We start from the raw sequence: 12,166 nt of genomic DNA, 5'->3' as shown, positions 1-12,166 counted from the left end.
GACCGGGAGGTCACGAACCGGTGTTGAGGGAATTGTTCGGGGGTGCACGTCGTGTTGCAGACAGCTACGCTTGTAGCAGACTGCAACATCAGGAGGCCGTCATGACGTCGTCCACCGACAAGGTCACCCGCTTCGACGCCGAACTCGTCGACAGCGCCATCGCCGAGGGCGGCCGCCAGAATCGCACCGGACGCCAGCAACTCGAATACTGGGCCCGCATCGGCCGCGCGATGACCGCCCACGAGACCGCCTCCCTGCACCGGGTGCACGAGGCGCTGGCCGGGACGCGGGAGCTGAGCGAACTCACCGCCGCCGAGGGCCGCTTGTTCGACGCGGAGATCGATGCGCGCCTGGCGGACGGGCTGGCCCGCACCGACTACGTCGAGATCCTCGCTGCGCGTGGGGTCACCACGGTGGTGCTCGACGACGAGGGCCGGTTGGTCGAGCAGCGTCCCGACGGTAGTCGCCGGGTGCTCGACGACGCATGAGGCGTCTGGATCTGATCGTCGGTCCCAACGGGTCCGGCAAGTCGACGTTCGTCGAGTTGTCCCTCGCTCCCCTGCTGCCGCGCAGTGTGTTCGTCAACGCGGATGTGATCGCGCGGCAGCGGTGGCCCGATCGTGCCGAGGAGATGTCCTATGAGGCGGCGCAACTCGCCGCGGCGGCGCGGGACCGGCTGTTGCGGCAGGGCCGGTCGTTCATCGCGGAGACGGTGTTCTCGCATCCGTCGAAGCTGGAGTTGATCGACCGCGCGCACGAGGCGGGGTTCACGGTGGTGCTGCACGTGATGCTGGTGCCCGAGACGATGTCGGTGCTGCGTGTGCAGCACCGGGTGGCCTCCGGTGGGCATGCGGTGCCCGAGGACAAGATCCGGGCGCGCTATCGACGGTTGTGGCCGCTGGTAGCCGAGGCGATCGGCCGCGCCGATCAGGCGTCGGTGTACGACACGGCGTCCGGGACCCCGGCGGTGGTGGCGCGGTTCGCGGGTGGGGTGCCGGTGGGTGCGGTGCGCTGGCCGGGGTGGGCGCCGGGGGCGCTCACCGGGCTCGGCTGAGACCGAGCCCGGTGAACTCGGGACGACGAGGTCAGTTCGCCGCGCTCGCGGTGAACGGCAGCACCAGCCGCGAGGGGTGCGCGGCGTCCCGGTAGATCTTGTGGGTCACCGGGCGGCCGACGGGCAGGTGGAAGGCGTCCGGCGGCAGCAGTGCGTTGTGTTCGTCGGCGAGCGGTTCGTTGTTCGACAGTTCCACGACGAGCTTGTGGCCCGGCATGAAGGTGTTGGCGAACGGATACAGCCGCAGCACGTATTCCTCGATGGTGCCGGGTTCGACGGGCACGGCGCGGGTGTGTGGGTGGTAGGGGTCGCCCTCGGTGGTGCGTTCGTCGAGCTCGCGGTGGGAGGCCTTGAGGTAGCCGGTGGTGATCAGCTGCCGTTTGCCGTTCGGGGCGTAGTCCCACATGCGGAGGATGAAGTTGGTGTCGGGTTGGTCGATTTCGGCGAAGATGTGGGCGGCGCCGGTGCCGATCATCTCGGTGGGTTCGGCGAACACCGGGGTTTCCCAGCGCAGGATCTCGACCTTGTCGGTGACCGTGAGCGGGGCCTGGTAGAAGCCGTCCGGGGCGGCGTACTGCGCGCCCATCGGTTCGGGTTCGGTGGACAGCTTGCCGCGCGGCCGCAGATACAGCGCCCGGTGCTCGACGTCCTTCGGCGGCCACTGGTCGGCGGTGACGCGCCGGCGGGAGCCTTCGACGAAGACGTTCACGGCGGGTTCGTCCATGATGCCGTTGTCGATGCCCTTGATCCAGTAGTCGTACCAGCGGAACATCGTGTCGTGCTCTTCGATGAAGGGCCGCGACTGCATGGGCGGGTAGGGGCCGATGTCGAGCTTCTTCGGCCCTTGCAGGGCGTGGAACAGTTCGATGGTGCCGTCCATCGTCCAGCCGCGGCCCTGGTCGATCTGCAGGTAGACGGGGATGTCGATGTTCCGGGCGAGATTGATCGGGTTGCGTTCCTCGTACCACTCGCCGTCGAGTTCGTTGGTGATGATGTCGAACCACGCTTCGTGGTGCTTCGGGTAGTTGAGCACGTGCACGAGATTCGGCCAGGCCGCGACATCCGGGTCGGCGAGGCGCTGGGCGACCCGCGCCCGGATCTCGTCGGGGGTGTAGGTCTCGAGCATGCGGGACTTGACCCGGTCGGTGAACGCCCAGCCGGAGTCACCGCCGCGGCCCTCGCGGGCGGCGCGGGGCATGAACCACATGATGCCGCCGTGGTAGGTGGTCTCGTAGAAGTCGTAGTGGCCGCCGGAGACGAAGATGGCCTTCAGGTGCGGGGGTCGTTCGGCGGCGGCGAGGACCTGCATGGACCCGAAATAGGAGATGCCGATCATGCCGACGTTGCCGTCGCACCACGGCTGCGCGGCGACCCATTCGATGAAGTCGTAGGCGTCCTGCCCGAGGGAGACCCCGCCGGCGTTGTAGTTGCCGATGTGCTCGCCGTCGGAGTCGCCGGAGCCGCGGATGTCGCCGATGACGTGGACGTAGTCCTCGGCGACGACGCGGGCGATGTCGCCGGCCTCGATGCAGCCGTCCCACATGGGGCTGGGGCGGCGCTGCGGCGGGGTGGTCAGGGCGAGGGCTTGCAGTTCCTTGCCGTAGGGGCTCAGTGCGACGAGGGCGGGGCGGGGCTTGTCGTCGACGCCGTGGTAGGCGTCGGCGGCCAACTCGACGCCGTCGCGCATGGGGACCCGCAGGTGCTTGCGGATGTGGATGGTCTGTCCGCCTGCGTCGAACGTTTCGAACTCGGCCATGAGAACCTACGACTCCTCTTCGTGATCAGTGCTGGTGCGAGAACTGGGTGCGGTAGCCGTGCAGTGTGGTGAAGAACGGGGACGGCTCGAGGGTGGGATCGCCGGTGTAACCGAGGTCGTCGGCGACCGGGGCGAACGGCGAGTACGCCGAGTCGGTGTCGAGCAGTCCGTGGCACAGGCAGCGGTGCGCGGCGCCGCGCACTCCCCCTTCGATGTCGACGCTCTCCCGAAGGGCTTCGGCGGCCTGGTCGCGGTCGAGTTCGACGCCGTAGGGGGTGCCGTCGGCGCGGCGGTAGGGATGCCCGAGATAGAGCTTCTCGGGGCGGATCGTCTCGCGCAGGTAGGCGAGGCTGTCGCGGTAGGCGTCGGGGTCGGTGTAGCCGGGGAAGCCGTTGGCGGCGCCGTGCACCTGGACGGCGTCGCCGACGAACACGCTGTTCCGGCCTTCGACGACGTAGGCGACCGATCCCGGGGTGTGCCCGGGGATCGAGTGCACGGAGATCTCGACTCCCCCGCCGAGGGAGAGGGTTTCGCCGCCGCGCACGAGCATGGTCGGTTCCATCTCCCCGGAGATGACGGCCTCGGTGGCGGCGGTGACCTTCGCGGCCCCGTCGGGGTCGTTCAGGTACCGGCCGCGGCCGGTGAGGTAGTCGTCGACGTGGGCCTGCCGCGAGCGCAGCAGCGGGGCGTCGGCCTCGTGGATGACGACCTGGGCTCGGCGGCCGGTGGCCTCCCACAGGGCGTGGGCGCCGCCGATGTGGTCGATGTGCCCGTGGGTGAGCAGGATCCACCGCACGTCCTCGAGTCGCCGGCCGAGCTTGTCGAGGGCGGGGGCCATGCCCTCAACCGGGGACGACGCGATGCCGGTGTCGACGATCGCGGGCTGTTCGGCGTCGATGAAGAAGGTGTAGAGCCCGAAGCGTCCCCATGGGGAGACGATCGGGTGGATCGGTGCCTCACTCATGCGCGGTGCCCTGCAGGAAGGTGGCGGTCTCGTCGAAGACCTGCGCGTATTCGGGGATCCACGAGAAGTTCTGTACGAAGCCGTGGTTGGCGCCGGCGTAGCGGCGCAGTGTCACCGGCACCCCGGCTTCCTCGAGCCGCCGGGCATAGAGTTCGCCTTCGTCGCGCATCGGGTCGAACTCGGCGGTGACGACCAGCGCCGCCGGCAGCCCCGACAGGTTCTGGCGCTTGATCGGTGAGACGCGCGGGTCGGCGGGGTCGGCTCCGCTGTCGAGGTAGAAGGCGTTGAACGGCTTCAGCCCGGCGGTTTCGAGGCCGTAGCCGACGGCGTTCTCCCGCATCGACGGGTAGCGGTCTTCGTCGAAGTCGAGGTCGAGGGACGGGTAGTACAGCACCTGGTGGGTGATGCGGTCGAACCCGTCGTCGTGGGCGAGGCCGGTGACGGCGGCGACGAAGTTGGCGCCGGAGCTGTCCCCCGCGACCGCGAGAATCTTTCCGTCCCAACCGAGTTCGTCGCCATGCTCGGCGGCCCAGCGCACGACGCCGTAGCAGTCGTCGAGACCGGCGGGGAACTGCGCTTCGGGGGCGCGGCGGTAGCCGACGGACACGACCGTGCAGCCGGTGGCCTTCGCCAGGTGCCGGGCGACGTGGTCGTGGGTGTCGAGGCTACCGAGGAAGAACGCGCCGCCGTGGAAGTAGACGACCAGGCCACAGGTGTCGGCGTCGGTCGGGGTGTAGATCCGCACCGGCACCTCCCCTGCCGGGGTCGCCGCGATCGCGTCGCGGACCTCGTGCAGGGACAGTCGCTCCTCGAGGGGCGGAACCTGCGCCTGCTCCCCGGCGCGCATCGCGGCCGGATCGAGCGGTCCGGGCGGCGGGGCGGGCAGGTCGGCGAGGATCCGGGCGATCTCGGGGTGCAACGGCATGGCCGGTCGTCTCCTTCGGGCGATGAACGGGTGGGGTGGGGATCTACTGGGCGGGCTGCTGCGCGGCGGGCTTCTGGCCCGGGAAGACGTCCTGGACCTCGTCCTCGGTCCAGCCCTGGCGGGAGATGCGCTGCAGTTCGTCGGTGACCGGCTTGCGCTGCGCCTGGAAAGCGGCGAGCGCCGCGGCGACGGTGTCGGTGTCGCGCAGGCAGTCGGCGAGCACCCCGGCGTCGAGGATCGCCGAGTTCGCGCCCTGGCCCTGGTGGTGCAGCATCGAGTGGGCGGCGTCGCCGATGAGCACCACCGAGTTGCTGTGCCAGCGCTCGATCGGGTCGATGTCGTAGACACCGCGGATGTTGACGATGTCCATGTCGAGGCCGGCGGTGATGTCGACGATGCGCTGATCGAACCCGGCGACGGTGGCGAGCATGTCGTCCTTGCTCACCTGCGGCGCCCAGTCGGGGTCCGGGCACAGGGCGGTGATGTCGAAGGACACCTGGCCGCGGTGGCGCAGCGGCAGCAGGTACACCTTGGTGCCCTTGCCGATGTACATGCGCAGGTTGTCGTCGGTGACCATGCCGTGCGCGTCGGTGATGTCGATGACGGCGCGGTAGGCACGTTCGCCGGAGAATACCGGTTCGGCGTCGGAGAACAGCTGCTCACGGACCACGGACTTGATGCCGTCGGCGCCGATGACCAGATCGGCGTCGACGCGGGTTCCGTTGGTGAAGGTCAGGGTGCTGCGGTCGCCGTGGTCCTCGATGCGCTCGAGCCGGTGGCCGAGTTTGACCATGCCGTCGGGCAGGGAGGCGATGAGGGTGTCGATGAAGTCGCCGCGGTGGATCAGGTGGGTGTGTTTCTGGTCGCCGTGCGCCGGCCAGGTGTCCTTCATGATCGGCTCGCCCGTGGCGGTGAGGATCTCGAAGTAGTCGCTCGGGGAGCTGACCTTCGCGATGTCGTCGAAGATGCCCCACTCGCGGAAGCGGGCCATGCTCGACGGGCGCAGGCCGATGCCGGCGCCGACCTCGCGGATCTCGGGGGCCTGTTCGTAAACGGTGACGTTCGCGCCGAGCAACGACAGGGCCCGGGCGGCGGCCGCACCGGCATAGCCCGCGCCGACGACGGCGATGGTGAGGTTGGTCGGATCCGAGGTCTGCATGTGAGTGTCTCTTTCGGAGGGCGCGGGGGTGCGCCGGGAGATTCGGGTCAGGGTTGCGCGATGGTGAGGAAGTCGGCGGGGTTCTCGACGAACAGCTTGGTGATGGTGGCCTCGTCGAGTCCGGCCTCGCGCAGGTCCGGGATGAGGTCCTCGAACAGGTAGTTCACGGTGTGTCCCTTGACGCCCGGCCAGCCGAGTGGGCTGCAGTTGGCGTCGACGCCGGCCAGGGCCTGATCGAGGTGGCCGGCGTTCAGGAAGCGCAGGAAGTGGGCGAGGCGCTCTTTGCGGGGGCGGGCCCAGAACGGCGGGTCCTCGAGTTCGGTTTCGTAGCCGAAGGTGTCGAAGCCGACCCGGCCGCCCTGCTGCGCGATCCAGGTGTCGCGGGTCTTGTCGGCGTTGACGCCGTCGTCGGCGTGCCCGAACAGCACCCGGTGCAGCGGCAGGCCCTCCTCGGTGAAGATGGCGATGGCGTTCTCGGCGTCGATCGCGAGGTGGGTGAGGATCGGTACGCCGGTGGCGAGTGCGGCGCGGGCGGCGGCGCGGTAGATGCGCTTGTCGAGTTCGGTCATCTTCCCGCCGCGGGAGACCCCGACCTTGATGACGCCGGCGCGGCTGCCGGTGTCGCCGATGCCGACGGTGATCTCGTGCACGAACTGGCGCATCAGGTAGTCGACGGAGGCGCGTTCGAAGAACGGCAGGGCGGTGTCGCCGCCGACGAAACCGGTGCAGGCGACGATGTGCACACCGGTCTTCGCCGAGAGGGACTTGTAGTAGTCGATGTCGCGGCCGTTGCAGATGCCGGTGACGTCGACGAAGGTGCCGCCGCCGTACTCGTGGAACTTGCGCAGCTTCGGGACGGTCTCCTCGTAGCGGACCTCGGGGCTCTTCCACCAGCGGGTGTCCAGCTCGGAGCCGGGCATGCCGTATCCGATGTGCTCGTGGACGGCGACGATGCCCAGTTCCTCGGGCGCGATCGGGCCCAGGACGGTGTTGACTCTCGACACAGCAATTCCCCTTCGGGACGAAGACTTCTCGGTGATGGGTGGTCGGCGGCGGCTCAGCGCGCGGCCAGCAGGTCCTGCGGGTTGGCGAGGAGGATCTGCTGCACGACGTCGTCGGTGAGACCGGCGGCGGTCAGCTGCGGCACGAAACCGGTGAGCACCGTCTCGTAGGGCAGATCGTTCGCCGGATGCCCCTTGGCGACGCCGGTAGCGCTCGACGACAGCAGGATCCGGTGTCCGAGACCGGCGTCGACGAGATCGCGGACCAGGGCCACGCGCTCGGCGTCGGAGATGTGGGTCTCGTCGTCGGTCCCGACGTGGTCGAGTGCGAGGTAGGCGCCGCGACGGGCAATCTTCTCCGGCGCGCCGGCGGCGACGGCGTCGCGGCGGTCCAGGCCGGCGACGACGAGGCGGTCGGCGGGCAGTTCCTCGCCGAGCGCGACATCGAGGTCGGCGAGGGCGTCGGCGCCGTAGCGCAGGATCGCCGCGACCCCGGTGTCGCGGGCGGCGCGGGCGGCGCCGCGGAACAGGCTCTCCTCGGTGGCGGTCATGCCGTCGGGATTCGCGGCGGTGGCGACCAGGCCGGCGGGGCTGCGGCGTTCGACGCGCGGCACGACCATGCCCTCGGTGATCTCCTTCGTGAACAGGTCGGCGAACTTGTCCGCGGGCCACGGGGTGGGCGGGTTGGTCTGCGGGGTCAGGAAGTAGCCGCCGAGCAGGGTCTCCGGGCCCAGGCCGGTGGAGGCGACGATGTGCACCCCCGCCGCGCGGGAGAGGTTCTCGTACATCGGCACGTCGCGGCCGTGGAACATGCCGGTGGCGTCGACGACGGTGCCGCCGCCGGCGGCGCGGAAGGCGCGGAGTTTGGCGAGCAGCGTCGCGAAGATCTCGGCGCGGTCGAAGTCGATGTCGTAGGCGTGCTCGGCGCCGGGCAGCACCGACAGCAGGGCCTCGTGGACCGCGACGACACCGAGGTCGTCGGCGGGGACGGGGCCGAGGACGGTGTGGACGGTGCGGGGCGCGGCGCCTGTCATCGGCACTTTCCTTTCGTCGACGTCGCCGGGAACGCGACGTGGTGACAGTCACAGTACGGATTCGGATTACAGACTGTCAAGTGAAATTGCTGAACGATGTGTGACTGTACTCGCCGGTAACTGCTGCGTCGAGGATAGGATTTCCGCCATGTCGCTCCGTGCCGCCCAGAAGCAGATGACCTACGAGCTGTTCCTCACCAAGGCGCTCGACCTGTTCGGCACCAAGGGCTACGCCGCGACCACCATCGACGACATCGCCACCGCCGCCGGTTCCACGAGAACCACCTTTTACCTGCACTTCTCGTCGAAGGCCGACGTGATGAGCGCGCTGCTGACGAAGGTCGACTCGATCCTCACCGCCGCCGACGACCCGTCGCTGACCGAGGTCGTCGCCTCCGGCTCACGCACCCTGATCCGGCAGTGGCTCGACCGCAAACTCACCCAGTGGGACGAGATGAAGCCGTACATGACCGCCTCCTACCAGGCGGCCCACGAACCGGACGTCGCGGCGACGACCGAGCAATGGTTCGAAGGCGCGGTCACCGATATGACCGCCGGTCTCGACCGGGCCGATCGACTCGACCCGGAGCGCCGCCGCATCCGCTGCGTGCTGGCCTTCGGGCAGCTCGAACACATGTCGCGCCGCTACTTCTCGGTCGGCTGGCGCACCCCGCGCGAGATCTGCCTCGACGAACTCACCGACTCGTGGTGCCACCTGCTCGACGCGCAGAACGACTGAACGGCGGGCGCGGTCACTCGCCGAGGTTCGCGCCGCTGGTGGCCTCGACGAGGATCGCCCGCAACCAGGAGATGAACGCGGTGTCGGCCAGGCGCGGATTCCACACCATGTCGATCCCCAACGGCGGCACCGGCAACGGGAACTCCTCGATCCGTAGCGGCAACTGACGGCGCATCTGTGCCGCGACCCGCCAGGTGTGGATCGCGACCCCACCGGCACGCGCCACCAACTGCGGCACCATCAAGAAATCCGAGACCAGACCGCCGATCCGATAGGGCACCCCGGCCGCATCCAGCGCCGCATAGGGGGTGATGCGGTGCCGCGCGTCGTAGGCGGTGTGCGGCACCGATTCGAGCAACTCCAGCGCCCCGGCGTCGGGAGCGGTGTCGGGGTGGGCGACGACCACCCACCGGTTCTCGTAGAGCCGCTCGCGCGGATAGGGCGCGGCGAACGCCTCCGATACGAGCACCACGTCCACCCCGTCGTCGGTGAAGTCCGCCGGCTGCGGCTCGACGAAGGTGCGGAGGCGCACCGACGCGTGCGGGGCCCGCTCGCCGATCGCGCGCATCAGCTCCGCCCCGACCACGAAGGCGGTGCTGGTGGTCATCGCCAGGGTGATGGTGCGCGTGTCGCGGGCCGGGTCGAAACCGGGGAAGTTCACCACCCGCGCGGTCTGCCGCAGCACCTCCCGCAGCGGCGCGATCAGCTCGACGGCGCGCGGGGTGAGCATCAGCCCGCTCCCCTGCCGCACCACCAACTCGTCATCGAGCAACCGGCGCATCCGGCCCAGCGCATGACTCATCGCCGGTTGCGTCATCCCGACCCGCGCGGCGGCGCGGGTCACCGAACGTTCCTCGAGCACCGCCAGCAGCGGCACCAGCAGGTTGAGGTTCACCGCGGCCAGCCGCGCGAGGTCGGGATCGGCCGGAGGCTCCGAAGGGCGGGTCACCCCCACGAACCTACCGAGCCGCCTTCGCGGGGGTCGGCAGTTCCCCGGTGGCCGCGGCGCGCCGCAGCCGCGGGATGGGGATGCGGTGGTTGATCGCCACCGCCACCCCCGCGCCGTCCGGATGCCGCCAGTGCAGCAACGCCGCGTCGCGCGGATCCTCTCCGGTCAGGACGGTGGGCTCCCCGTCGACGGGCAGGTGGCCGACCGCCTTGAGATGCAGTCCGAACTGCTCGGTCCAGAAATACGGATCGGCATTGAACTCGGGTGCGGCGTCGCCGAGCAGCACGGCCGTTGCGGCGATGCGGGCCTGTTCGATCGCGCTGTTCCACAACGGGATCCGCCGCACCACTCCACGGATCGGTACATGCGCGACGTCGCCGGCGGCGACGATGCCCGGCGCGACCCGTCCACGCGAGTCGGCGACCAACCTGCCGTCGGTGAGCACCCCGGACTCGCGCAGCCACTCGACGTTCGGGATGTCGCCGATCGCGGCGACGACCAGCTCCGCGGTGACGCGGCTGCCGTCGTCGAGGGTGATCGTCCCGGCGGCGAAGCCGGTGGCGGTGCCGTAGACGAGTTCGACCCCCGCGGCGGTGGCGGCGGTGGTGAACAGGTCGGACAGATACGGCCCGAACTGCGGGCGCATCGGGGTGGTGTCGGCGACGACGGTGACCTCGCAGCCGGCCTGCACGGCGGCGGAGGCGACCTCCATGCCGAGCGGACCGGCGCCGACCACCGCCACCGAGGGCCGCCCGGCGAGCCGCTCGCGCAGGGCGAGGGCGTCGTCGAGGGTGCGCAGCACCAGCGCCTCCCCCAGCGGCCGGGGCCGCGCACCGGTGGCGATGACGAGCCCGTCGAACTCCAGCGCGGTGCCGTCGTCGAGGTGCACGAGCCGTGCGTGCACGTCCAGGCCGGCCGCGGCGACGCCGAGGCGTTCGGTGGCGCCGTGCGCGGGGGCGGCGAGTTCGTGGGAGCCGCCGTCGGTGAGCAGCGCCTTCGACAGCGCGGGCCGCGAGTAGGCGGGGACCGGTTCGTCGCCGACGACGGTCAGCTGCCCGGTGAACCCGGCGCCGCGCAGGCTGTCGCAGGCGGTCTGCCCGGCGATGCCGTTGCCGACCACCACGATCCGCTCCATGACGGTGGGCATGTCGGCTGCGGTGCTCATGTCAGCCTCAGGGCCGCGACGGGGCACACGCGCACGGCGGCGCCGGCCGCGGCGGCCTCGGCGCTGTCCGCGGACACCTCGGTGACATCGAGGATCAGTTCGCCGTCGTCGTCGAGGTGCATCAACTCGGGGGCAGCCTCCTCGCACAGGCCGTGGCCTTCGCAGCGGGGACGGTCGAGGGTGATCTTCATGCGGGCACAACCTCCAGGATCTCGAGGGCGTCGATGGAACGGGTGGTGTTGCTGGGCACCCGGATCGGCTCGGCGGCGACGAAGCGACGCGCATGCCGGGCCAGGGCGGCGATGATCGCGTGCGCCTCAAGGCGGGCCAGGCCCTGCCCGGCGCAGCCGTGCGGGCCGTAGCCGAAGGACAGGTGATCGACCGGGTTGCGGGCCACCCGGAAGGCATCCGGGTCGTCGTAGTGCCGCGGGTCGCGGTTGCCGGAGCCGAGCAGCACCGCCGCCTGCGACCCGCCGGGGATCAGGTAGCCGTCGATCTCGACGTCGCGGGTGACCGCGCGGCCCCAGGCGTGCAGCGGCGCCCAGTAGCGCAGCACCTCCGCGAAGGCGGACGGCACCAGCGTCGGATCGGCGCGCACGAGATCGAACTGGTCGGGGAACGCCGCGAACAGCGCGATCAGGTTGCCGATCGAGGCGATGGTGGTGTCCACCCCGGCCCCGAGGTACTGGTGGATGATGTGCCCGGCGCTGCCGGTGGGGATGGCGCCGCGCGCCTCGGCGTCGAAGATGCCGCGCCCGACCGAGCCGGGGGTCAGATCCTCGGCCTGCACCTGCGAGCACCACGCGTAGAGCTCCCCGGCGATGGGGAAGTTCTCGGCGGTGCGCTGGTTCATCGGGCCGAGGACCTCCATGGCGGCCTGCCCCCAGCGCAGCATGTTCGCGCGTACCTCGCCGGTGAAGCCGATGAGGTCGGCGACGACCTCGAGCGGGAAGGCGCGGGCGAGGGCGTCGATCGCCTCGAAGGAGCCCGTGGCGACGAGGTCGGCGACGAGCGTGTCGGCCTTGGTCTCGATGGTGATCTTGAGTCCGCGCAGCGCGCGCGGCGAGAGATTCTCGGTGAGGGTGGCGCGCAGCTCGGTGTGGACGGGCGGGTCCGAGGCCAGGGAGGTGCCCTGGAGGGCGTCGTTGGCGGCGGGGTTGAAGGCGATGGCGCGGGAGGAGAACGTCGCGGTGTCCGCGAGGGCGCCGCGGATGACGTCGTAGCGGGTCAGGGCGTAGACGTCGTGGTGCGGCAGGTACACCACGGGTCCGAGTTCGCGCAGTTGCGCGAAGGTCGGGTAGGGGTCGACGAGGACGTCGTCGGCGAACAGGTCGACGTCGGCGGTGGGAGGGCTGCTGGTCATGCCCTCAGTGAATCGCCCCCCCGAAAATTAATCCAACTCATAATGTGCATCTCGGAT

At 70.2% G+C, this 12,166-nt stretch carries 13 protein-coding genes; 3 read left to right on the top strand and 10 right to left on the bottom strand.

Going from position 1 to position 12,166, the window contains the following annotated elements:
• Positions 1-101 precede the first annotated feature (101 nt).
• Together ACNJ7K_RS15545 and ACNJ7K_RS15540 are read left to right on the top strand one after the other, a co-directional pair.
• Complete coding sequence (locus ACNJ7K_RS15545; protein WP_120282896.1) at positions 102-488, top strand: TA system antitoxin ParD family protein; 387 nt, start codon at positions 102-104, stop codon at positions 486-488.
• Positions 485-1,054, top strand: coding sequence for an ATPase (locus ACNJ7K_RS15540; protein WP_487041878.1), 570 nt, complete (start codon positions 485-487; stop codon positions 1,052-1,054). Before ACNJ7K_RS15545 ends, ACNJ7K_RS15540 begins: the two co-directional genes overlap by 4 nt.
• 31 nt (positions 1,055-1,085) lie before the next feature.
• Here ACNJ7K_RS15540 and ACNJ7K_RS15535 read toward each other — a convergent pair whose 3' ends face one another.
• Genes ACNJ7K_RS15535 through ACNJ7K_RS15510 form a run of 6 tightly spaced genes read right to left on the bottom strand, consistent with a single transcriptional unit; the run spans position 1,086 to position 7,893 of the window.
• Entirely contained in the window at positions 1,086-2,810 is a 1,725-nt protein-coding gene (locus tag ACNJ7K_RS15535) for a CocE/NonD family hydrolase (protein WP_120282892.1), read from the bottom strand.
• A 25-nt stretch (positions 2,811-2,835) separates the two neighbouring features.
• Positions 2,836-3,774 (bottom strand): MBL fold metallo-hydrolase, encoded by a 939-nt coding sequence (locus ACNJ7K_RS15530; RefSeq protein ID WP_487041877.1) that lies wholly within the window; start codon positions 3,772-3,774, stop codon positions 2,836-2,838.
• A complete protein-coding gene (locus tag ACNJ7K_RS15525) occupies positions 3,767-4,699 on the bottom strand; it encodes an alpha/beta hydrolase (RefSeq protein ID WP_487041876.1) in 933 nt (310 codons plus the stop codon). The genes ACNJ7K_RS15530 and ACNJ7K_RS15525 overlap by 8 nt, the downstream gene beginning before the upstream one ends.
• 43 nt (positions 4,700-4,742) lie before the next feature.
• On the bottom strand, positions 4,743-5,858 hold the full coding sequence (locus tag ACNJ7K_RS15520; protein WP_159418172.1) for an FAD-dependent monooxygenase: 1,116 nt from the start codon (positions 5,856-5,858) through the stop codon (positions 4,743-4,745).
• A gap of 47 nt (positions 5,859-5,905) precedes the next feature.
• On the bottom strand, positions 5,906-6,862 hold the full coding sequence (locus ACNJ7K_RS15515; RefSeq protein WP_120282884.1) for a phosphotriesterase family protein: 957 nt from the start codon (positions 6,860-6,862) through the stop codon (positions 5,906-5,908).
• A 53-nt stretch (positions 6,863-6,915) separates the two neighbouring features.
• Entirely contained in the window at positions 6,916-7,893 is a 978-nt protein-coding gene (locus tag ACNJ7K_RS15510; RefSeq protein ID WP_120282882.1) for a phosphotriesterase family protein, read from the bottom strand.
• Positions 7,894-8,041: 148 nt separating this feature from the next.
• Between ACNJ7K_RS15510 and ACNJ7K_RS15505 the strand changes: the two genes are divergently transcribed.
• Complete coding sequence (locus tag ACNJ7K_RS15505) at positions 8,042-8,632, top strand: TetR/AcrR family transcriptional regulator (RefSeq protein WP_487041875.1); 591 nt, start codon at positions 8,042-8,044, stop codon at positions 8,630-8,632.
• Positions 8,633-8,645: 13 nt separating this feature from the next.
• Here ACNJ7K_RS15505 and ACNJ7K_RS15500 read toward each other — a convergent pair whose 3' ends face one another.
• The 4 genes from ACNJ7K_RS15500 to ACNJ7K_RS15485 are packed head-to-tail and all read right to left on the bottom strand — an operon-like array spanning position 8,646 to position 12,109.
• Positions 8,646-9,581: a LysR family transcriptional regulator gene (locus ACNJ7K_RS15500; RefSeq protein WP_487041874.1), complete on the bottom strand. Its 936-nt coding sequence runs from the start codon at positions 9,579-9,581 to the stop codon at positions 8,646-8,648.
• Between the two features lie 10 nt (positions 9,582-9,591).
• The gene (locus ACNJ7K_RS15495; protein ID WP_230791769.1) at positions 9,592-10,746 is read right to left on the bottom strand and encodes an NAD(P)/FAD-dependent oxidoreductase; all 1,155 of its coding nucleotides are present in this window, start codon (positions 10,744-10,746) and stop codon (positions 9,592-9,594) included.
• The gene (locus tag ACNJ7K_RS15490; protein WP_120282875.1) at positions 10,743-10,937 is read right to left on the bottom strand and encodes a ferredoxin; all 195 of its coding nucleotides are present in this window, start codon (positions 10,935-10,937) and stop codon (positions 10,743-10,745) included. Before ACNJ7K_RS15490 ends, ACNJ7K_RS15495 begins: the two co-directional genes overlap by 4 nt.
• Positions 10,934-12,109, bottom strand: a complete 1,176-nt coding sequence (locus ACNJ7K_RS15485; protein ID WP_230791771.1) for a cytochrome P450 — start codon at positions 12,107-12,109, stop codon at positions 10,934-10,936. The genes ACNJ7K_RS15490 and ACNJ7K_RS15485 overlap by 4 nt, the downstream gene beginning before the upstream one ends.
• Positions 12,110-12,166 lie beyond the last annotated feature (57 nt).

This window comes from Rhodococcus shunpengi (assembly GCF_048381395.1).
GTDB lineage: Bacteria > Actinomycetota > Actinomycetes > Mycobacteriales > Mycobacteriaceae > Rhodococcus.
Note: the sequence above shows the minus strand (reverse complement) of the source record. Positions and strands in the feature narration are given on the sequence as shown.

Excerpts from the sequence above, each read along its gene's own strand:
- ACNJ7K_RS15545 (WP_120282896.1), top strand. The coding sequence starts at position 102 with ATGACGTCGTCCACCGACAAGGTCACCCGCTTCGACGCCGAACTCGTC.
- ACNJ7K_RS15540 (WP_487041878.1), top strand. The coding sequence starts at position 485 with ATGAGGCGTCTGGATCTGATCGTCGGTCCCAACGGGTCCGGCAAGTCG.
- ACNJ7K_RS15535 (WP_120282892.1), bottom strand. The coding sequence starts at position 2,810 with ATGGCCGAGTTCGAAACGTTCGACGCAGGCGGACAGACCATCCACATC.
- ACNJ7K_RS15530 (WP_487041877.1), bottom strand. The coding sequence starts at position 3,774 with ATGAGTGAGGCACCGATCCACCCGATCGTCTCCCCATGGGGACGCTTC.
- ACNJ7K_RS15525 (WP_487041876.1), bottom strand. The coding sequence starts at position 4,699 with ATGCCGTTGCACCCCGAGATCGCCCGGATCCTCGCCGACCTGCCCGCC.
- ACNJ7K_RS15520 (WP_159418172.1), bottom strand. The coding sequence starts at position 5,858 with ATGCAGACCTCGGATCCGACCAACCTCACCATCGCCGTCGTCGGCGCG.
- ACNJ7K_RS15510 (WP_120282882.1), bottom strand. The coding sequence starts at position 7,893 with ATGACAGGCGCCGCGCCCCGCACCGTCCACACCGTCCTCGGCCCCGTC.
- ACNJ7K_RS15505 (WP_487041875.1), top strand. The coding sequence starts at position 8,042 with ATGTCGCTCCGTGCCGCCCAGAAGCAGATGACCTACGAGCTGTTCCTC.
- ACNJ7K_RS15495 (WP_230791769.1), bottom strand. The coding sequence starts at position 10,746 with ATGAGCACCGCAGCCGACATGCCCACCGTCATGGAGCGGATCGTGGTG.
- ACNJ7K_RS15490 (WP_120282875.1), bottom strand. The coding sequence starts at position 10,937 with ATGAAGATCACCCTCGACCGTCCCCGCTGCGAAGGCCACGGCCTGTGC.
- ACNJ7K_RS15485 (WP_230791771.1), bottom strand. The coding sequence starts at position 12,109 with ATGACCAGCAGCCCTCCCACCGCCGACGTCGACCTGTTCGCCGACGAC.